The sequence below is a fragment of the Marvinbryantia formatexigens DSM 14469 genome (assembly GCF_025148285.1).
Classification (GTDB): Bacteria; Bacillota; Clostridia; order Lachnospirales; family Lachnospiraceae; genus Marvinbryantia; species Marvinbryantia formatexigens.
The window spans coordinates 1871130-1893070 of the sequence record NZ_CP102268.1 but is presented as its reverse complement, the minus strand read 5'-3'; the positions used below and the strand labels follow the sequence as shown (position 1 = coordinate 1893070).

Sequence of the window (21941 nt, the reverse complement as noted above, 5' to 3'; positions counted from 1 at the left end):
AGAGTATGGCGCGCGGGGAATGCTATGAATTTTTTGTGGGGCGGGATGATTGTTGTCGGAATTTTATACGGAGCAATGAACGGAACCATGCAGGAGGTGGCGGATGCGGCGTTGTCTTCGGCAAAAGAGGCTGTGACGCTTTGCATTACAATGGCGGGCGTGATGTCGCTTTGGACAGGACTTATGAAAATAGCGGAGGAGAGCGGCATCGTCGCGGGCATGACCAGAGCGATTGCTCCCTTCATCCGTTTCATGTTTCCACGCATTCCGTCAGACCATCCGGCAAATCAGCAAATCAGTATGAATATTATTGCGAATGTGCTGGGGCTTGGCTGGGCAGCGACACCGGCGGGACTGAAAGCGATGGAGGAGCTGGAGAAACTGGAGGAGGAGAGAAGAAGGGACGCTGCCGGAAAGACAGAGGCAGATATAATACATAACGGATGGGAGAAAAAATCGGCTGATATGGCACAAAGCAGTGTGGTACAAAGCGGAGTGGTACAAGGCAGTACAGCACATAAAAAGAATGGCCGCTGCAGGTGGGAAAGAGGCGGGATGCCGCCAGGAGTTGCCAGCAATGAGATGTGTACGTTTCTGATACTGAATATCTCGTCGCTGCAGCTTATTCCAGTGAATATTATAGCCTATCGGGCGCAGTATGGCAGTGTGAACCCCACGGCAATCGTCGGACCGGGAATTCTGGCTACGGCGGTGAGCACAGCGGTGGCGGTGGTGTTTTGTAAGATGATGGATAAGAAGCGGAGAGTGTGAAATTCTCCGTTTTTTAGTATTACTGCAAACGAAATAAATTACAATATTATCGTGTACAAATAAATTCTGAAAGATTATAATAGAAATAATAGTTGAAATATGGAAAGATAAATTGAAGTATTGTTGAAATATAAGTTGTATAAATGAAGGAGTATAGGATGACGAGCAACGAAATATTAGATTTATTAAAATATGGGGAGCGGCTTACTCTTGAGTGTAAAAAAGCAGAAGGTGGTATTCCAAACGCAATTTGGGAAACGTATTCGTCATTTGCAAATTCCAGTGGCGGGGTGATTTTGCTTGGGATAGAAGAACATTTAAAAGAAACAGAATTAGAAAAAAGATTTACTTTTTGTAATTTGCGTAATCCGGGAAAGATGATAAAGAGTTTTTGGGATACAATAAACAGTAAAAAGGTTAGTACAAATCTTTTATTAGACGATAATGTTGGAATCTGCCAAATAAATGGATGTAATATTATATGGATAGATGTTCCGCAAGCAGATTATCGATATCGTCCTGTATATATAAATGAAAATCCTCTGAAAGGAAGCTATAAGAGAAATCATGAAGGAGATTATCACTGTACGGAAGAAGAAGTAAAAGCAATGCTTAGGGATGCTTCTGATTTTGGAATTGATGGTTCTCTTTTGGAAGGCTTTACAATGGACGATATTGATCCAAATACTCTTAAAGCATACAGAATCGAGTACGAATTGCATAATCCAGAACATGTATGGAATGGAATAGATGATAAAGAATTTTTGAGAAATTTAGGTGGGTATGCGGTTAATCGGATAACAAAACAGGAAGGACTTACAGTAGCCGGTTTATTAATGTTTGGAAAAGGGTTGTCTGTCAGAGAGCGTTTCGATAATATTCGTATGGATTATATTGACCAGACAAATTTGATAGGAGAAAGCCGTTGGAGTGATCGTTTGACTTATGATGGAAGCTGGGAAAATAATCTTTATAATTTTGTGAAAAGAGTATTGCCAAAACTTGTCAGTGATGTGAAAAGACCTTTTCGTCTGGAAGGGATGGTACGTCAGGATGATACGGCAATCCATAAAGCGATACGGGAAGCTATGATTAATATGGTTATTCATTCGGACTATTTTAGTACCGGAATTTTAAAGGTAGTAAAGCAGGAAAATGGATTTTTCTTTTCAAATCCTGGAAATCTGAAATTACCGGTGCAGGCAATATATGAGGGAGGACATTCTGTTGCAAGAAATCCTAAAATTCAAAATATGTTTCGGATGATCGGATTGGGTGATAATATTGGTTCAGGTTTTCCAGCAATTCTGAAAGCATGGGGTGAAGAGAAATGGAGACAGCCAGACCTATACGATGATCAGGAATTGCATTGTGTGGAATTAAAACTGTGGACGGTATCGTTAATGCCGAAAGAATGTACAGAATATTTAGTTGAAAAATTTGGGATTAATTATCAGCATTTGATATCAAAGGAACAAATTATTCTGGCAACGGCATATCTTGAGGGAAAAGTATCAAATAGCCGTTTGCAGACAGTGCTTGGAGAACATTCGACTGAAGTAGGAAAACACTTATATCATTTAGTTGAGTATGGAATGTTGATTCCAGAGAGGAAGGGGCGGTGGACAACCTATCGTATTAACAATGAATATGTAATACAGCCGGAGCAAATGACAATACGAGATATGACTGTACCAGAGATGATTTTGAATGAAACAGATCAGAAAATTTATAATTATGTTAAAGCAAATGGTATGATTACTTCACAACAGGTGGTTGATATAACTGCAATTTCGTCATTACAGGGGGCATCTGTTGCATTAAACAGAATGATAAAAAGAGGCTTGCTTACAAAGCAAAGAAAAGGACGGCATATTTATTATATACTGACAGCATGATTGTTCAAGTTGAAGTATTTATTGTTCAAGTTGAAGTGTTGATTGTTTAATTGTTTTTTAGTCCTAACTTGACACCAGCTAATGTGCTGGGGCTTGGCTGGGCAGCGACACCGGCGGGACTGAAAGCGATGGAGGAGCTGGAGAAACTGGAGGAGGAGAGAAGGAGGGACGCTGCCGGAAAGACAGAGGCAGATATAATACATAACGGATGGGAGAAAAAGTCGGCTGATATGGCACAAAGCAGTGTGGTACAAAGCGGAGTGGCACAAGGCAGTGCAGCACATAAAAAGAATGGTCGCTGCAGGTGGGAAAGAGGCGGGATGCCGCCAGGAGTTGCCAGCAATGAGATGTGTACGTTTCTGATACTGAATATCTCGTCGCTGCAGCTTATTCCAGTGAATATTATAGCCTATCGGGCACAGTATGGCAGTGTGAACCCCACGGCAATCGTCGGACCGGGAATTCTGGCTACGGCGGTGAGCACAGCGGTGGCGGTGGTGTTTTGTAAGATGATGGATAAGAAGCGGAGAGTGTGAAATTCTCCGTTTTTTAGTATTATTGCAAACGAAATAAATTACAATATTATCGTGTACAAATAGATTTTGAAAGAATATAATAAAAATAGCAGTTGAAAGATGTGCTTACGAAGCAAAGAAAAGGACGGCATATTTAGTAAATCAATTTTTCGAGTTGAAATATGGATTGCTCAAGTTGAAGAATTAGTTGTTTAATTATTTGTATCATGTTATTACAATAAGGACTGTATAGATAGCGAAAAATTGCGGGGATAGATGCCGGGAACAGGAACAATAAGATGCGTTGGAGGAGAGAGGAGTCAGATAATGAAAATACAGGAATTGCGCAGCCTGTTGGGAAAAGCAGACAGAAGCTATGTAGAAAAGGCATTTGCTGAAAGCTACAAACAGCTGACGAAAAGCCAGAAGGAAGAAATAGATCCAGTTATTATTGACATCCTGGAAGGAAGAGAAGCGGAAAAAAAGAAAAAAGGAAGTGCAGTCAGTTTTGAAAAACTGGAACAAGAGATTGAAGATTTCATTGAGAATGCCTACGCACAGAATTATTTTGCGCCGAACCGCGTGATTCCGAAAAGCCAGCGCCCGAAATGGCGCTTTATGGTAAAAAATTTTATAAAAGAGCTGGAAAAGATTCTGGTGGAAAGTGAAAATTACGACAGAGCGGTGAAGCTTCTCACGGAGCTGTACAAGCTGATTTGCGAAGCATGCAATTATTACCTGTTTTCGACGGATGATGCCTTCCGCTCTATTGGATGGAGCCAGCCGGATTTATTTGCACTTCTGGTAAAAAAGACGTTTGCGGCGGGATATACCAGAGAAAACATTTCCAGTCTGATTTCACTTGCCGTTTCGGGAGGTCTCAGCCGGGAAGCTCTGCATACGATGCAGGAAATGGTTCTGCTTTCAGAATTAAAGACGAGCGATGTAAAGCAGATAGCGATAGAAGAAGCAAAAAAGCTGACAGACGACCGGGAGAAAAAATGGAAGGACACGAGTAAAAATAATAACCGGTGGTATGAGCTGGAGGAGGAAATAAACGAGCTTTGCGCAGTAATTCTGATGGTTTCTGTTGAGCTGGCAGAGCCGGAGGAAGGAATAAAATTTTACTTTAAGCATGCGCAGAATTCAAGCAGGGAGATTACAATGTACTGTGCGCTGCAGCTAATGGACTGGATGGAGGAAGAAGAGCTGTGGATAAAGGTATATGAATATGGAATCAGTAAAAAAATCAGACCGCGGGAGGGTCTGATAAGATCCTATGAGAAAAGGAAAAACAAAATGACCGTGAAAACAGAGGAAAATGCTGCGGCAGATGAGAAAGGTCCGGGTGAAAACATATGAGATATCTGGCTCACATTAATAAATATGGCGATGAGCAGACGGTAAAAGAACATCTGGAAAATACGGCAGTCCTTTGCGGGAAATTTGCGGAAAGCTTTGGCGCTTATGACGCCGGATACTGCTGCGGGCTTCTGCATGATATTGGGAAGTATTCGCGGAAGTTTCAGCAAAGAATCCGTGGAAGTGAACAAAGAGTAGACCATGCAACAGCGGGAGCAAAAGTCTGCTGGGAGAAGAAGGGAATGTACCAGTTTTTAAGCTACTGCATAGCCGGACATCATGCCGGTCTGCCGGATACCGGAGGTTCCGGGGATATCAGTACGGACGGGACAATGACAGGCAGAATGAGGAAAAAGCTGGAAGATTTTGAAGCGTATGCAGAAGAAATTAAGATACCAATGCTGGGAAATCCTCCGTTTCAGCCGGTTAAATCAGAGAATATAGATTTTTTCTTCAGTATGTTTATCCGGATGCTGTATTCGTGTCTTGTCGATGCAGATTATCTTGATACCGAATCCTTTATGAATCGTAAAGAGCATGTCAGAGAGCAGGGAGAGACGATTGCAGTATTGTGTGACAGGCTTGAGAAGCATATTTCAGACTGGCTTAAACAGGAAGATTTAAGCACTGTCAATGGAAGAAGAACAGAAATTCTGAAGCATTGTATGGAAATGGGGGAAGCAGATAAGGGGCTTTTCAGATTAACGGTTCCTACCGGGGGAGGAAAAACGATTGCGTCACTTGCATTTGCTCTGAAGCACGCAGAAAAACATCATATGGAACGGGTCATTTATGTGATTCCATATACAAGTATTATCGAGCAGAATGCAAAGGTATTTGCTGAAATCCTGGGAAGGGAAAATGTACTGGAAAATCATTGCAATATAGATTATGAATTGGATGAAGAATTAAGACCTATGCAGCTTGCGGCTGAGAATTGGGATAAACCGGTTATTGTTACAACCAATGTGCAGTTTTTTGAATCACTCTTTTCAAATAAGTCATCCAGATGCAGAAAGCTGCATAATATGGCGAACAGTGTGATTATTTTTGATGAGGCACAAATGCTTCCGAACGATTATCTGAAACCCTGTATAGCGGCGATGGAGCAATTACTGCGTTATTATCGCAGCAGTATTGTGTTGTGTACGGCAACGCAGCCGGCACTGAAAAATATATTATCAGAGGATATCGATATCGCATCGATAGAATTATGCCCGCGGATGGAAGAACAGTTCCGTTTTTTCAAACGCGTATCCATCCATAATCTGGAGCGGATTTCGGAAGATGAGCTGGTGCATAGGCTTGAGACGGAGCACCAGGCACTGTGTATTTTAAATACCAGAAAGCGTGCGCAGAAGATTTACCAGCAGGTAAAAGGGAAAGGCGTGTATCACCTTTCCACAACGATGTATCCTGTCCACAGAAAAGCTATACTTGATAAAATAAGGGAGCGTTTAAAGAAACAGGAAAGATGCATTGTGGTATCTACTAGTCTTGTTGAAGCCGGAGTGGACCTGGATTTTCAGACTGTTTACCGGCAGATGACGGGAGTGGATTCCATTATCCAGGCAGCAGGAAGATGCAACCGGGAAGGAAAACGGAATGCGGATACATGCTTCACATATATTTTCAGTCTGGAAGGGCGTGAGGATGTACCGGGACAGAGACAGCAGACGGAAATAACAGAAAGTCTTCTTTATGATAAAAGGAATCCGGACAGTCTGGATACAATTAACCGATACTTTAAAATGCTGTATCATTTTAAAGGAGACAATCTCGACAAAAAGAGAATTATGGATAAATTCAAAAAGAGTAATTTTCAATTTGCTACAGTGAGTAAAGAATTTACCATTATTGAAGAAAATACAAAAACGATTCTGATAACCAGAGAAGGAGAAGCTGCGGAGATTTACGAAGAATTAAGACAGAAAGGGTTTACGAAAGGCTTGGTGAGAAAGATGGGGCAATATTGCGTGAACCTGCATGAAAATGATTTTCAGAAAATGTATGCGGCAGGGATGCTGGAAGAAATATCAGAAGATATGAAGCAGGACTATTTTGTACTGAGAGATAATGAAGCCTATACGGAGGATATGGGGCTGACTCTGGGTGTGGAATATGGACAGGCTGTAATATGGTAAAGCAGGAGAGGGGATGCATGGTTGTGCATCCCCTCTCGCATTGACATAACATAATAACCGTAAATATTTCAATCCGCAAGTGACTATTTTGTGAAAAAAATAGCCAAAAGACGTTTTCACTATACCATAAAGTTTGAAAAAAGTAAAAGTTCTAATTGACATTTTTATGATAGATGCTATGATGTATCTATAATAACCATAAATGAAAAATAAATTGAAGGAGAAATTATGATATTATATCATGGAAGCAGACAGATCGTAGAATATCCGGAAATACGAAAGAAGGGGATTAAGCAGGATTTTCAGCCACGGGATTATATAGCGGCATGTTATAAAGAGGGCGTTGTATTATAAAACAGGGAGAAGGTGAAGTATGGCAAAGGGAGTTAAGGTTAGGGTCTGGGGAGATTACGCACTGTTTACCAGACCGGAGATGAAGGTGGAGAGGTGTTCCTACGATGTTATCACGCCGTCTGCGGCGCGGGGGATTCTGGAAGCAATCTACTGGCATCCGGGGATGCGGTGGGTCATAGACCGGATTTATGTAAAAAAGCCGATCCAGTTTACCAGTGTGCGCAGAAATGAAGTAAAGAGTAAAATTCTGGCAAGTAATGTACTTCCAGTGTACAATGGCAAGCCAGAGCAGCTCTGCATCAGCAGTAAAGCAGAAATTGTACAGAGAGCTTCCCTGCTGCTCAGAAATGTGGAATATGTCATAGAAGCGCATTTTGAAATGACAGAAAAGGCCAATGAAAGCGATAATCCGGGGAAATTTAAGGACATCATTATGCGAAGGCTCAGAAAAGGGGAATGTTTTCATACACCGTATTTTGGGTGTCGGGAATTTCCGGTAAAGTTCTGCCTGTGCGAAGAAGAAGAGGTTTTGACCGCCTATGAGAATGAAGATGAGCGGGACCTGGGTTTTATGTTATATGATATGGATTATTCTGACAGGAACAATATTCAGCCGATGTTTTTCCGGGCAATTATGAAAAAGGGAATCATTGATGTACAAAATTGCGAGGTGGTCCGATGATTTTACAGGCTTTGGTAAATTATTATGAGACATTGCAAAGCGCGGGAAAAATAGCGCAGCAGGGCTGGTGTCAGGCTAAGGTTTCCTTTGCACTGAATCTGGATGAAGGAGGCAGACTGAAGGGAATTATCTCTCTGAAAACAGAAAATACTGTGGGAAAGAAAAAAGTAGTGCTTCCAGCGGTTAAGATGGTACCCGAAATGGTAACGAGGTCCTCAGGTATATCGGCTAATTTTTTATGTGATAATTCGAAATATCTGCTTGGAATAGATGCGCAGGGAACTGGAAAAAGAGTCCTGGAATGTTTTGAGGCAGCGAAAAACAGGCACCTGGAAATTTTAAAGTCGGCGGAGGGGAAATTTGCGTCGGCTGTAAAAGCCTTCTTTTCGACGTGGGAGCCGCAGCGTGCAAAGGAGTATCCTGCCTTGCAGGAAATGTGGGAAGAGATTACCGGAGGAGGCAATCTTATTTTTGTGATGGACGACGAAGATGCGCAGGATGATGAAGAAATACGCCGGGCGTGGAAGGAATTTCTTGACGGTGAAAGCAGTGGGCGGGAAGGAATCTGTATGGTAACCGGAAAAAAGACAGAGATTGCCCGGATTCATTCTACGATTAAAGGCGTGCAGGGAGCGCAGTCAAGCGGTGCGGCGCTGGTATCTTTTAACGGTCTGGCGTTTGAATCCTACGGAAAGGAGCAGAGCTACAACGCGCCGGTGGGGAAGTATGCAGCTTTTGCTTATACGACAGCTTTGAATTATCTGCTGGCACAGAGAGATTACGTGTTCCGTTTTGGAGATACGACCGTTGTATTCTGGGCGGAGGACGGAGAGGAGGCTTACCAGGAGGTTTTCGGGTGGTCGCTGGAACCGCCGAAGGATAATCAGGAAGAAATAAAGAATATTTTTAAAAACCTCAGATTGCAGAAAGCGATTAATATTGAAGGAATAGAGCTGAATAAAAATCAGAGGTTTTATATACTGGGGCTGGCGCCGAATGCTGCGAGACTGTCTGTCCGATTCTATTACGAAGACAGTTTTGGAAATCTTCTGGAAAATATGCAGAAACATTATCAGAGAATGGAGCTGGTGAAGCCCTCCTGGGAAGAACGGGAGTATCTGGGAACCGGGGCAATGCTTTATGAGACTGTTAATCAGAAATCGAAGGACAAAAAACCGGTTCCGAATCTGCCGGGAGCGCTGCTAAGAGCGATTTTATCTGACAGCAGGTATCCGGAAAATCTGTACAGCAGCACTTTGATACGGATTCGTGCGGAGCAGGGAAAGGTTACATGGGGAAGAGCAGCTATCATTAAGGCATATCTGATAAAAAATCATCAACTGGAGAAGGAGGAGAATTTTGTGGGATTAAATGAGGAAACAAACGACACGGCGTATGTGCTGGGAAGGCTGTTTGCGGTGCTTGAAGCGGTGCAGGAGGAGGCAAATCCGGGAGTTAATGCAACAATAAGAGACCGGTACTTTAATGCTGCCTGCGCAACTCCGGGGGCGGTATTTCCAATTCTGATGAAGCTGAAAAACAGTCATATCCGGAAAATTGAAAGACAGAAAATTGGAAAAAAAGTGTACCTGGAAAACCTGTTGACACAGTTGATGGGGAAAATAGAAGATTTTCCCAAGAGGCTTACGCTGGAGGAGCAGGGACATTTTATCCTTGGATATTATCATCAGGTTCAGAAAAGGTATGAAAAAAGGGAGGAAGCATAAATGAGTGAAGTAATTAAAAATAGATATGAGTTTGTAGTTTTATTTGATGTGGAAAATGGAAATCCGAATGGAGATCCAGACGCGGGTAACATGCCAAGAATTGATCCGGAGACTGGTTTTGGACTGGTTACAGACGTATGTCTGAAGCGTAAAATCAGAAATTATGTGGAAACGGTAAAAGAAGATGAGGCGGGATATGGCATTTATATCAGAGAAGATGTTCCGCTTAACAGGAGTGATAATAAGGCATATGAATATCTTGGCGTCGACGACAAGACGGTGAAGGAGCTGAAAAAGAAGGACCCGGAAGCAGATATAAAAATCAGAGATTTTATGTGCCGGAATTTTTATGATATCCGGACCTTTGGAGCGGTTATGACTACTTTTGTGAAAGCTTCCTTAAACTGCGGGCAGGTGAGAGGACCGGTGCAATTGGGCTTTGCCAGAAGTATTGACCCGATTATCAGCCAGGAGGTGACAATCACCAGAGTTGCGATTACCACGGAAAAAGATGCGGAAAATAAGAGCACGGAGATGGGGCGGAAAAATATTGTTCCGTATGCACTGTACCGGGCGGAAGGCTATATTTCGGCAAATCTGGCGAGAAAAGTCACTGGTTTTTCGGAAGATGACCTGGAGCTGTTGTGGGAAGCGATTATTAATATGTTTGAACATGATCATTCGGCAGCAAGAGGAAAGATGGCTGTCCGGGAGCTGATTGTATTTAAGCACAGCAAAGAATTAGGGGATTGCCCTGCATACCGGTTGTTTGATGCGATTGAAGTAAGAAGAAAAGATGAGGTGGTATATCCGAGAAAATACCAGGATTATGTGGTGGATATCCATGAAGAAATGATACCGGATACCGTTGAAATGCAAAGGAAAATATAATGGAATATAAGGAAGACGAATATCTGATGCTTTCCGGAATCCAGCATTTTCAGTTTTGCAGACGTCAGTGGGCATTGATTCATATTGAACAGCAATGGGCGGAAAATGTACATACTGTTGCAGGAGAACTGATGCATAAGAAGGTGCATGACCCGTATCTGGCAGAAAAGAGAAGGGATATATTGATTACTAGGGCGCTTCCGGTTGCTTCGCGGACGCTTGGAATCAGCGGGGAATGTGATGTGGTAGAATTCCATAAAAGCAGTGATGGCGTGAAGCTACATGGACACAGAGGCTTTTATGAGATTTATCCGATAGAATATAAAAAAGGAAAACCAAAGCAGTCGGAAGAAGATGTTTTGCAACTGACAGCACAGGCTATGTGCCTGGAGGAAATGTTTTCTGCTGATATTCCAGAAGGTGCGCTTTTTTACGGAGAAACGAGGAGGCGTGAACCGGTTAAGATAACGGCAGAACTAAGGAAACAGGTGGCAGTTATAACGACAGAGATGCATCAATATTATGACAGAAAATATACTCCGCAGGTGAAATATAATAAACGCTGCAGCGCATGTTCTTTAAAAGATATATGTATGCCTGGAATGGGAAAGGCGGTTTCTGTTGAGAAATATCTTATGCAGGCATTGGGAGACATGGAATGAAAAAATTGATGAATACCTTATATGTAACATCAGAAGATAGTTATCTGTCTTTGGATGGAGAGAATGTTGTTGTATTGGATAAGGAACGTGAGATAGGCAGGCTTCCATTGCATAATCTGGAAGGAATTGTCTCGTTCGGATATCGAGGGACAAGCCCTGCGCTGATGGGAGCCTGTGCAGAGCGAAATATTTCGCTGTGTTATCTGACGCCGCAGGGGAAGTTTCTGGCGAGAGTAAGCGGAAAAATAAAGGGCAATGTGATTCTGAGAGAACAGCAGTACAGAAGCTTTCTGGATGAAAAGAAAAGCCTGGAGGTTGCGAAAAACTGTATTACAGGAAAGATTTATAATGCCAGATGGGTGCTGGAGCGGGCAACCAGAGATCACAGTATGCAGGTGGATGTTGAAAAATTGAAAGCAGCATCGGAGAATTTAAAAAATTCGTTAAGTCTGGTGCGTGACTGTCAGTCGACTGAGCAATTACGGGGATTTGAAGGAGAAGCGGCAAAAGTTTATTTCGGTGTGTTTGATGAATTGATTCTTCAGCAGAAAAAGGATTTCTCATTTCATGGCCGGAGCAGGCGCCCGCCTATGGATAATGTGAATGCATTGCTGTCATTCGTATATACGCTGCTGACAAATATGGTTACTTCTGCATTGGAAACAGTTGGATTAGACCCTTATGTGGGATGCTTTCACACAGAACGTCCAGGCAGAGCGTCACTGGCATTGGATCTGGTGGAAGAGTTGAGACCTGTCCTGGCAGACCGATTTGTTGTATCATTGATAAATAAAAGGATGGTCACTGAAAAAGGTTTTAAGGCTAAAGAAAACGGCGCAGTTTTAATGGACGACGAAACAAGAAAAATATTGCTGACTGAATGGCAAAATAAGAAAAAGGAAACTCTTATGCATCCCTTTTTGAATGAAAAAGTGGAATGGGGAATAGTTCCATATGTCCAGGCGATGCTGCTTGCCAGATATCTGAGAGGCGACCTGGATGGATATCCACCGTTTCTCTGGAAGTGAGGTGGGGATTTGTGCTGGTATTAATCACATATGACGTAAATACAGAAACGTCAGATGGAAAAGCACGACTGAGAAAAGTAGCAAAACAATGTGTGAATTATGGAAGGCGTGTGCAAAATTCAGTATTTGAATGCATTCTTGACAATGCGCAATGCTTGATGCTGAAAGCAACTCTTGAGGATATTATTGACAAAGAAGTGGATAGTCTCAGATTTTACTATCTTGGAAATCAGTATAAGACAAAAATAGAGAGCATTGGTGTTGAGCGGGGAATAAAAGTGGATGAAACATTGATTCTATGACCTGCTTGTGCGAATGCGAAGCACACACAAGAATGCAGGGAGATTCGCACTTGGAAAATAGCCTAAAAAGATGCGGATTGGCGCCTGGATATACCATGAATAAGATTTATTTTTAGAAAAATGGACAAATTCGCTGAAATCATGTGAAGATATGATAAAAAAATGTACGAATTTGCTGTCGCTCCCCTCGCGGGAGCGTGGATTGAAATTGCATCAGATGATAGAACATATACAGGTGCATTGGTCGCTCCCCTCGCGGGAGCGTGGATTGAAATTACAATAGTTAGAAGTCGTGATGATGTGACTATAGTCGCTCCCCTCGCGGGAGCGTGGATTGAAATAAAAATATAAGGTACAGAAAATGAGTGGTGATTGTCGCTCCCCTCGCGGGAGCGTGGATTGAAATAGTATTTAAGAGGGTGATAATTTGAGAGTTTCAGTCGCTCCCCTCGCGGGAGCGTGGATTGAAATATTACTTCCAGATGCTTCACCCTCTGCATCTGTGTCGCTCCCCTCGCGGGAGCGTGGATTGAAATTAATAACACTGCAAAGGAGGAAACAACAGTGGGGTCGCTCCCCTCGCGGGAGCGTGGATTGAAATTGTTGTAGGTGCAGTAATTAACACACGTGTAAATCGTCGCTCCCCTCGCGGGAGCGTGGATTGAAATCCCTTAAATTTTAACCGGGGCGCAACTTATTAATGTCGCTCCCCTCGCGGGAGCGTGGATTGAAATAGACGCTACATGGATGCTCTTTGATGAATTTGTTGTCGCTCCCCTCGCGGGAGCGTGGATTGAAATGACAAGACGCTGATATTTATAAGGCGCAGACAAGTCGCTCCCCTCGCGGGAGCGTGGATTGAAATTGCCAACACTGCCCATAAGTAATAAGCACTTTCGTCGCTCCCCTCGCGGGAGCGTGGATTGAAATATAAAAACAACCACATGCTCCGGCGATTGCCCGGTCGCTCCCCTCGCGGGAGCGTGGATTGAAATATCAGCTGTGGCGTTTGCCAGAGTTGCAAGACGGTCGCTCCCCTCGCGGGAGCGTGGATTGAAATCCATGACCGGCGGCATATGGATTTTCCGGGCGGTGTCGCTCCCCTCGCGGGAGCGTGGATTGAAATCGCGGCGGCAACACGCACGCCAACAGATACATCGTCGCTCCCCTCGCGGGAGCGTGGATTGAAATGTATTTGCACAGTAATATGAGCCTTGCTCGGTTGTCGCTCCCCTCGCGGGAGCGTGGATTGAAATCATGCGTACATCAAGATACCGTCCATTAATCTGTCGCTCCCCTCGCGGGAGCGTGGATTGAAATTGTGCGCTCCACCACAATGGGTTAGGGTACTGAGCCGTCGCTCCCCTCGCGGGAGCGTGGATTGAAATGCTCTGTCCACTGATTTACAACGGTAACGCCCATGTCGCTCCCCTCGCGGGAGCGTGGATTGAAATAGTTTTTACTTCCGCGGTCGCGTCGTCAAACAGGTGTCGCTCCCCTCGCGGGAGCGCGGATTGAAATTGCTGTGTCGCTTGCGCTCTTTGCTTCCTGTCGCGTCGCTCCCCTCGCGGGAGCGCGGATTGAAATTCCCACGTCCCGGACCAGTCTCCGGAAACTACGCGTCGCTCCCCTCGCGGGAGCGTGGATTGAAATAATTAAGTTGACATGATGGGTCGTCTTGAGGACGGTTGTTTCCTACGTGCGGTTTGAATTGGGAAAACATATGAGGGCGGCGTGACCGTGACGTGTGGCGCACCGCTTTTTGCCATTTCGGTATTTACGACGAACAACAGCGATTTTAGGTTTGCAGGTTAAGCAGATATCAATTACTTATTATAAATATTTTTGAGAGAAATCTCCGGGAGGGTATATGCTTCCGGAGATTTCTGCGTGTAGCAGATGCGAAATGCACGGTCTGGGAGCATTTGTGCAGATTCAACAAAAATTCAAAAGCATTTTTGGCAGTTGTTTTTTGAAAAATAGATTGACATCGAATTGTGCGAAATATATAATTAAAAACATAGAGTACACGTGTACGCAATATCAAATTGCACAATAAAAAGGAGGTGTTCTGCGCGTAAAAATGTACACGTGTACGCAAAACAGGAAAACAAGTAAAAACAAACGTACATTAAAATGGAGGTAGAAGTATGAAGAAACGAGTAGCAGCTATATTGATGGCAATGACCCTGACAGCATCTATGGGAAGCGGGATAACCGTTTTTGCAGAAGAATCAGAACCGGTTACGATATCATTCTGGTGTAATTTTACGGGCTCTGACGGAGACGTTTTACGTGAACTGGTTGCCGATTTTAACGAAACCAATACAGACGGAATTACGGTGGAAATTGATATTATGGACAGTGATACCCTGCAGTCCAAGCTGCCGACAGCGATATCCACCGGTACCGGACCATCTTTTGTTCTGATGGGAATTGAATATCTGGAGCAGTACGCGTCAAATGGTATGATTGAGGACATCAGTGACTTCTGGGAGACAACCGGAATAGACGAGAGCGGTTTCTATGAAAATGTAGTAGAAAAATCTTATGTTGGAGATACGTTATATGGAGTACCCATGCAGTATAATCTTCAATACCTGTATTATAATAAGGACATTTTTGAAGCGGCAGGTCTCGACCCGGAAAATCCGCCTGCTACGCTGGAAGAACTGAAAGAAGCGGCGATTGCCTGCACGGATACTTCAAAGAACCAGTATGGTCTGGGGATTCCGTATGATTATACCTCATATGTATGCTGGCTCTGGGCAAACGGAGGCGATGTAATCAGCACGGACGGAACAGAGAACCTGATTAATTCGCAGGAGAACATTGATACACTGACCTGGCTGCAGGAGCTGATACTTACGGATGGTGTTTCGCCGGAGGGACTGACTGCTGCAGATGCGGATACGATGCTGCAGTCCGGACAGCTTGCTATGTACACCAGCGGACCGTGGAATATCAACGGGCTGACAGAGCTGGGCGTCAACTTTGGTGTAACTGCAATTCCGGCAGGTACTGACGGCGCTTATTCTCCCGAAGGAGGATGCTCCTGGATGCTGACAAAAGGCGCGGATGATACGGTAAAGAATGCAGTCTATGAATTTATGGCTTACTGGCTGTCAGATGATACGCTGAAGGAATGGTCGAACAGAAACGGCTTCCCGGTATGGTCCTATTCGGTACTGGAGGATGAGGAAATCAAAAACAATGAAATTCTCAGCAGCGTATCTGCAGCGTCAGAAATCGGACGTGACTGGCATCTTGGGCTTTCCATCGGCAGTCAGATTGACAAGGACGTTATGCAGCCTCTGATGGAATCCATCCAGGCAGGAGAAGATGTGACGGCGAGTCTGCAGACGGCATCCGATACATTGGATGGAATTATTGTAAACCAGTAGGAAAATTTAACAGGGCAGCCTGGCTGAACTGTTACAGGAAATTTTGCGAGGAGCGTATTCGATGAAAAAGACAAAATCGAAAAGCCAGAATACAGCATATTTGTTTTTGCTGCCATCATTTATCATCCTGACGATTTTTGTGTTTATCCCTCTGGCGGGTGCCGCAGGAATCAGTCTGATGAACATTGATATTTACATGAATGATATCAGCTTTGCAGGACTGGGAAACTATATCAGGATGCTGGGTGACGACAGAGTGTGGAACGCTACCTGGAACACAGTTTGCTTTGCGTTGATTGAAGTGCCGCTGCAGATTCTGCTGGCTCTGCTTCTGCTGATGTTTATGACGAAAAACAACCGGTTCCATAAGCTTCTGCGCACTACATTTTATATTCCATATGTGTGCTCAATGACGGCAGTAAGTATTATGTGGTCTATGATTCTGAATAAAAATTATGGAATGCTTTCTTATCTCTTAAGTAAAATCGGGATAAGTATGCCGAATCTCCTGACCAGCGCTGAGTGGGCGATGCCAACGGTTATTCTGGTAACGGTCTGGAAAAATTTCGGGTACACTCTGACGGTACTCTCTGCGGCGGCGCTCGGCGTGTCCGGGTCTCTTTATGAGGCCGCAGAGCTGGACGGTGCGAACGGACTGCAGAAATTCTTTTATGTGACAATACCGGGAATCCGGGAAACAATCGGTTTTTGTGTGGTGACAACGCTTATTATGTCCCTGCAGGTGTTTGACCAGATTTACGTTATGACGCAGGGCGGACCACAAAATAAAACAGAAACGCTGGTGGGCTATATTTATAACAGGGGCTTCCAGACAGCGCCCTATGATCTGGGATACGCGTCGGCGGTGGCAATATACCTGTTTCTGATTATAGCGGTCATTACATTTATTATGAGGAAATACGCATTCGGACAGGGAGGTGACGAGCGGTGAAAAAGGGTCGTAGAAGACCTGCATTCTTTGATGTGGCAGGCTACATCATCATGATTCTTATTATGGCAATCGTCATTCTGCCGCTGCTCTGGATGCTGGTATCTTCCTTTAAATCGGATGCGGAAGTGATTCAGTGGCCGCCGCATTTCTTCCCGGAGAAATGGGTGACAGACCAGTATGAGTATGTCCTAAAGACGATTCCGGTGCTGCGGATGCTGGGAAATACAGTGATTTTTGCCGGAAGCGTTACCGTCATCAGCCTGTTTTTTGATTCGCTGTCGGCATATGCCTTTGGAAGGATGCACTTCCGCGGAAGAAAGCTGCTGTTTTCAATCATGCTGCTGACGATGATGATTCCGTTCCAGGTTGTAATGATTCCGCTTTATCTGGAAGAGTTTAAGATGGGAATTTTAAATACCTATGCGGGATTGATTCTGCCGAGGGCGGCAAGCGCTTATGGAATTTATATGCTGACTTCGTTTTTTGCGGGAATACCGAAGGAACTGGATGAGGCGGCAAGAATTGACGGTATGAAGGAACGGCAGATTTATGCGCGCATTATTATGCCGCTTGCAAAGCCGGCTCTGGTCACACTGGGAATTTATCATTTCATGAATAACTGGAATGATTTGCTTTATCCGATGATGCTGACGAGCTCGGTGGACATGCGGACGCTGTCGGCAGGTCTGGCGGTTCTGGTGGGAAGCAATTCTATTAAGTTTGGACCTACGCTGGCGGCAACCGTAATTTCTATCGCCCCGCTTCTGGTGCTTTTCCTGTCCGGACAGAGATTTTTCATGGAAGGAATTGCCACACAGGGCATGAAAGAATAAAAACAGATTGAGAGGATTGGCATGAAGACGACAAAAATACTGGTGCACAAAATGTTCCGTAGGGCGGAGGTGGACCCCAGGATCTACGGTTCCTTTGTGGAGCATATGGGGAGAGTGGTATACTCCGGCATTTACGAACCCGGACATGCGACGGCCGACAAAGACGGATTCCGCATGGATGTTATCCGGAAAACGGAGGAAATGGGTGTGACGGCTGTCCGCTATCCGGGCGGAAATTTTGTTTCGAATTATAATTGGATGGACGGAATCGGACCGGTAAAAGACAGACCGAGAAAACGGGATCTGGCGTGGAAAAGTATTGAGACAAATGAAGTGGGGACGGATGAATTTATGCGCTGGGCTGCGAAGGCTCATGTGGAACCGGTTTTTGCGGTGAATCTGGGAACAAAGGGAATAGAAGAGGCGCTTTCCCTGCTGGAATATTGCAATCTGCCTGCCGGAACATACTACAGTGATATGCGCTGCCGGTATGGAAGGAAGGAGCCTTATGGCATCCGGACATGGTGTCTGGGCAATGAAATGGACGGAAACTGGCAGATTGGTCATAAAACAGCGGAAGAATACGGCAGGCTTGCATACGAGACAGGAAAGGCCATGAAGCTTCTGGACCCATCTATTGAGCTGGTAGTGTGCGGCAGTTCAATGTCAACAAACGCAACCTTTGGAGAATGGGAGCGGGTGGTGCTGTCCCATACCTGTGAATGCGCTGATTACATTTCCCTGCACCAGTATTATGGCGGGCAGGAGAAGGGAACGGCTGCGTTTCTGGCGCAGTCTCTGGATATGGAGCGTTATATCCAGACGGTTTCCGGTATCTGTGATATGGTTACTGTACAAAAGCATTTGTCAAAGCAAATAAATATCTGCTTTGACGAGTGGGGCGTATGGTCCGTTCCGGATAAGGTGGTGCAGAAGAGTGTAGAGCAGCAGCCCTGGCAGATTGCGCCTGCAATCAGCGAGCAGATTTATACGATGGAGGATGCGCTGCTGTTTGCCAGTATGCTGTTTAGTCTGGTGCGCAGCAGCGGACGGGTAAAAATAGCCTGCCAGTCCCTGCTGACAAATATCAGCGCCTGCATTATGACAGAACGTGGCGGAGACGTGTGGGTACAGCCGAATTTTTATCCATTTGCATATCTGTCTGCATGGGGACGGGGGGTGGTGATGGATGCGAGGCTGGACGGACCGTCCTATGAAGCGGGCGGCTTTCAGGAAGTGCCATACGTGGACCATCTGATTGTCTATAATTTTGAAAAAGGTGTGCTGGCAATGTTCTTTGTAAACCGTGCAGAGGAAAAAATGCCGGTAGAAATTGATGTAGAAGGGTTTGAAACAGGAGAAATTACAGAATCCGTTATTCTCTGCCACAGCGATAAAAATGCGACGAATCTGGAAAATCATGAATGCGTGAAGCCGGAGAAGATATCAAACTTTTCAGTCCGGGAAAACCGGTTACTGGGGGAACTGGAGCCATTGTCATTCCAGATGCTGGCGCTTTCTATAGCTGTCCGGCCGGACTTTTGCAGGTGACGGAAGGTCCGGTGTTACAACAGTGCGTATTTTGAGTGATTTTTTCTGAAAGTTGTGTTACAATACTTCTTACAAAGCGTTTGGAGGAAGGTATTGTGGGAGGAATTACAACGAAGGATCTGGCGCAAATGTGCGGGGTATCGCGGACAACTGTGAACCGGGCGCTGAGCGGCACGGGACGAATCAGCCCGGACACGAAAGAGAGGATTCTGCGTGTTGCCAGAGAACATGATTATCGCCCGGATTTACTTGCCAGGGGTCTGGTAAAAGGACGCACCTATTATATCGGGGTTGTTGTACTGGATGTGAAAAACCGGTATTTTGCACAGATGCTCAGTACGATTGGCACGGCAGCAAATAAACAGGGATACAGCATCAATATTGTTCTTCACAATAATGACAGGCAGATGGAGCAGAACCAGCTTATGAAACTGGCGGCATACCATATGGATGGCATTATTCTGTCGTCTGTCAATGAAGGAGAAGAATACCGGAAATTTTTAAGCACACTCGGAATGCCGATCGTGTCGGTAGATAATAAAATTGCGGATGGGCTGCCGTTTGTGAGTATCGACCAGAAAAAAGCCATGCAGGAAGTGACGGCTCTTGTTCTGGAGAAGGGATACAGGAAGCTGGTTTTTGTGTGTCCGCCGATGGATGCAAGGGCAAAGGAAAATGTCTATGTGCATGAAGAACGCCTGAAAGGCTTCCAGGAGGCACTCCATGAGTTCCCGGAAGCGGAAGCAGAGTATCTTCTGGACTGGAGTTATCTTGAAAAAGCGGAACAACTGGCGAAATCCGGCGCACGGGTCGCTTTTGTGTGTACCTCGGACGGTTTTGCCCTGGACATTATGAAGCGTCTTGAGAGCATAGGAAAGAAACCACCGGTGGACTACGGCATTACGGGTTTTGATAATATTGACACTCTGGATTATGTAAAGCCGCGGCTCTCTACCGTGTCTAATTCGGTGGATATGGTGGCGGAAACAGCGGTGGAACTTCTGATGGCGATGATTGAGCAGGAGGAGGATGAACAGCGTGTGACCTGTCACATTCTTCCGCATGAGATTGTTCCGGGAGAGACGGTGTGATATTGCGGGGAAGATTATTATATGAAAGGATTTAATCCCCGGCTGTAAGGAAGACAGCCGGGGATGTCTGCATAGAGAAAAATGAAAAAGAATAAGATCTGACAGAAAACTCCGGGACAGTCTTTACAGCTCCCGGAGTTTTTTCATGCATATCCAGTAATTTTTGTCACTGACATATTTTGCTTCCTTTATTCTGACGTCCGCATCGCAGCGGCCGGGCAGCCAGTCTGAGCGGACGCTTCCCAGGCGCAGGCAGCGTTGTACCTCGGCGAGCGCTTTTTCACCGGCTTCAGCGGATTGCATAGCGGAAAGCAGCTTCTCTGCTGCTTTATCGTAGGGCTGATTTAAAAATTCCCGCGTATCCGGAAGATATTCCAGCTCAAATAACCGGGTTTCCTTTGCATCCGGCAAAAAGCAGGTATCCTCAACGGTGTCCTCCAGGTGCAGATAGTACAGGGAGGCATATTCCTTTCCGTCCGCTCTGCGCAGGATTCGTCCAAGACGCTGGATGCGCTGTCGCTGCATGGAGGTGCCGGAGAGAATGATTCCGGTTGCCGCGTCCGGCACATCCAGACCCTCGTCGATTGCTTTGCAGGCAATCAGAATCCGGATGCTGCCGTCGCGGAAGCGGTTTAGGGTATTTCTGTTTGCCTGCTGTCCCATCCTGGAATGATATCTTCCCACCTTTCCGGGAAAATGCTTCTGCAGAAGCGTATACAGCTCCTCCGCCTGGCGGATGCGTTCGCCGAAAACAATGATTTTTTCTGCCTGCGGCAAACACTTTATCAGCTCGCAGGCGCAGGAAATCCGGGCGGACGCCAGACAGACCAGATTTTTCCGCTTATAAGAGAGATTTATGTATGTGGATGCCATCTGCGCTGTTTTTCGGTTTTTTCCGCCGGCAAGTGTGCGCAGCAACTCATACCGTTCTTTTAAGGGCATATCCTTTAAGAAGGGATGCGTCCGCAGAAGACCGGAGAACAGATAGTTCATCTGGTCGGTAATGTCTGTATATACGTCCTTTTCTTCCGGAAGAAAAGGCAGGGCAATGTGATAAATATCGTATTTGCATATGGTGTGCATGGCTGCAGCCTGTTTCATGCCGTAATTATATATCCGGCGGCCGAGAACAGACGAGAGATATTGCAGCGCCTGACCGCCGGGCAGGGTAGCCGAAAGTCCCAGTGAGAAAAAACAATCCTCATAAGGCTTTATGTATGGAAGAAATTCAAAAATAAGGCGGTTCTGCCCGCTTTCGTAGCGATGACACTCGTCTGCAATCAGCAGAACGGCATAGCCGTTTTTGAGCTCCGCGAGAATCTGCCTTGCCAGCTCATAGCGCGCAGAATTAATGACGTAAATCATATATTTGCAATCCGCAGGAGATTTGAAGCCTGCCCCGCGAAGCCCGATTTCCTGGCGGAAGTCAGGTGGAGCCGTCGTACTGCGGGATAATCCGGAAAAGTCTGTCTGCGCCGTCGTACTGGAAGAGGATGCGGGAGCCTGTGCCATTGTACCGCATGAATCCGCAAGAAACTCCTTCAGCGCCCGTTCCCACTGGCGCATCAGCGCGCTGGTGGGAACCACGATTTTCACGCGCAGCTCCTGAGGAACCTTCTCCTGCAGACGCTCTGCAGCCGTCAGGGCGAGCAGCGTCTTGCCGGAGCCGGTAACTGCCTGCACCATGCCCCGCCCGCGGTTCGCAAACCATTTTTTCAGGCAATCCTCCTGCCAGGGATAAAGCTGCTTTTTCATACGTAACGTGCTCCTTTTG

Annotated in this window: 17 protein-coding genes, 1 pseudogene and 1 CRISPR repeat array; of the genes and pseudogenes, 17 read left to right on the top strand and 1 reads right to left on the bottom strand. The window is 45.4% G+C overall.

Going from position 1 to position 21941, the window contains the following annotated elements:
* Positions 1-24: 24 nt before the first annotated feature.
* From NQ534_RS09080 to NQ534_RS09000, 17 genes and pseudogenes are all read left to right on the top strand, one after another.
* Positions 25-771, top strand: coding sequence for a hypothetical protein (locus tag NQ534_RS09080; protein ID WP_006860497.1), 747 nt, complete (start codon positions 25-27; stop codon positions 769-771).
* 158 nt (positions 772-929) lie between these two features.
* Positions 930-2669, top strand: a complete 1740-nt coding sequence (locus tag NQ534_RS09075) for a DUF8451 domain-containing protein (RefSeq protein WP_040781920.1) — start codon at positions 930-932, stop codon at positions 2667-2669.
* A 77-nt stretch (positions 2670-2746) separates the two neighbouring features.
* A pseudogene (locus tag NQ534_RS09070) lies at positions 2747-3205 on the top strand (nucleoside recognition protein); the annotation flags it as partial.
* Between the two features lie 306 nt (positions 3206-3511).
* A complete protein-coding gene (locus NQ534_RS09065) occupies positions 3512-4546 on the top strand; it encodes a hypothetical protein (RefSeq protein WP_006860500.1) in 1035 nt (344 codons plus the stop codon).
* Positions 4543-6690, top strand: a complete 2148-nt coding sequence (locus NQ534_RS09060; RefSeq protein ID WP_006860501.1) for a CRISPR-associated helicase/endonuclease Cas3 — start codon at positions 4543-4545, stop codon at positions 6688-6690. The genes NQ534_RS09065 and NQ534_RS09060 overlap by 4 nt, the downstream gene beginning before the upstream one ends.
* Before the next feature lie 228 nt (positions 6691-6918).
* Positions 6919-7044 (top strand): hypothetical protein, encoded by a 126-nt coding sequence (locus tag NQ534_RS09055; protein ID WP_006860502.1) that lies wholly within the window; start codon positions 6919-6921, stop codon positions 7042-7044.
* 19 nt (positions 7045-7063) lie between these two features.
* Positions 7064-7726 carry a type I-C CRISPR-associated protein Cas5c gene (gene cas5c / locus NQ534_RS09050; RefSeq protein WP_006860503.1) on the top strand — a complete coding sequence of 221 codons (663 nt, stop codon included), beginning with the start codon at positions 7064-7066 and terminating at the stop codon, positions 7724-7726.
* Positions 7723-9453 carry a type I-C CRISPR-associated protein Cas8c/Csd1 gene (cas8c, locus tag NQ534_RS09045; RefSeq protein ID WP_006860504.1) on the top strand — a complete coding sequence of 577 codons (1731 nt, stop codon included), beginning with the start codon at positions 7723-7725 and terminating at the stop codon, positions 9451-9453. The genes cas5c and cas8c overlap by 4 nt, the downstream gene beginning before the upstream one ends.
* Positions 9454-10344: a type I-C CRISPR-associated protein Cas7/Csd2 gene (cas7c, locus tag NQ534_RS09040; RefSeq protein WP_006860505.1), complete on the top strand. Its 891-nt coding sequence runs from the start codon at positions 9454-9456 to the stop codon at positions 10342-10344. It abuts the gene before it with no gap.
* Positions 10344-11006 (top strand): CRISPR-associated protein Cas4, encoded by a 663-nt coding sequence (gene cas4, locus NQ534_RS09035; RefSeq protein ID WP_006860506.1) that lies wholly within the window; start codon positions 10344-10346, stop codon positions 11004-11006. Before cas7c ends, cas4 begins: the two co-directional genes overlap by 1 nt.
* Entirely contained in the window at positions 11003-12034 is a 1032-nt protein-coding gene (gene cas1c, locus NQ534_RS09030; RefSeq protein ID WP_006860507.1) for a type I-C CRISPR-associated endonuclease Cas1c, read from the top strand. Before cas4 ends, cas1c begins: the two co-directional genes overlap by 4 nt.
* A gap of 11 nt (positions 12035-12045) precedes the next feature.
* The gene (gene cas2, locus NQ534_RS09025) at positions 12046-12336 is read left to right on the top strand and encodes a CRISPR-associated endonuclease Cas2 (protein WP_040781924.1); all 291 of its coding nucleotides are present in this window, start codon (positions 12046-12048) and stop codon (positions 12334-12336) included.
* A gap of 177 nt (positions 12337-12513) precedes the next feature.
* Positions 12514-13989: direct repeats of the CRISPR family, unit length 32 nt; unit sequence GTCGCTCCCCTCGCGGGAGCGTGGATTGAAAT.
* A 497-nt stretch (positions 13990-14486) separates the two neighbouring features.
* Positions 14487-15740, top strand: coding sequence for an ABC transporter substrate-binding protein (locus NQ534_RS09020; protein ID WP_006860512.1), 1254 nt, complete (start codon positions 14487-14489; stop codon positions 15738-15740).
* Between the two features lie 61 nt (positions 15741-15801).
* The gene (locus NQ534_RS09015) at positions 15802-16692 is read left to right on the top strand and encodes a carbohydrate ABC transporter permease (RefSeq protein ID WP_006860513.1); all 891 of its coding nucleotides are present in this window, start codon (positions 15802-15804) and stop codon (positions 16690-16692) included.
* Positions 16689-17525: a carbohydrate ABC transporter permease gene (locus NQ534_RS09010; protein WP_006860514.1), complete on the top strand. Its 837-nt coding sequence runs from the start codon at positions 16689-16691 to the stop codon at positions 17523-17525. The genes NQ534_RS09015 and NQ534_RS09010 overlap by 4 nt, the downstream gene beginning before the upstream one ends.
* A 21-nt stretch (positions 17526-17546) precedes the next feature.
* Positions 17547-19076, top strand: coding sequence for an arabinosylfuranosidase ArfA (gene arfA / locus NQ534_RS09005; protein WP_006860515.1), 1530 nt, complete (start codon positions 17547-17549; stop codon positions 19074-19076).
* A gap of 95 nt (positions 19077-19171) precedes the next feature.
* Positions 19172-20167 (top strand): LacI family DNA-binding transcriptional regulator, encoded by a 996-nt coding sequence (locus NQ534_RS09000; protein ID WP_242655305.1) that lies wholly within the window; start codon positions 19172-19174, stop codon positions 20165-20167.
* 123 nt (positions 20168-20290) lie between these two features.
* Here the strand turns inward: NQ534_RS09000 and NQ534_RS08995 are convergent, their stop codons facing one another.
* A complete protein-coding gene (locus NQ534_RS08995) occupies positions 20291-21922 on the bottom strand; it encodes a DEAD/DEAH box helicase (protein WP_040781961.1) in 1632 nt (543 codons plus the stop codon).
* Between the last annotated feature and the right edge of the window lie 19 nt (positions 21923-21941).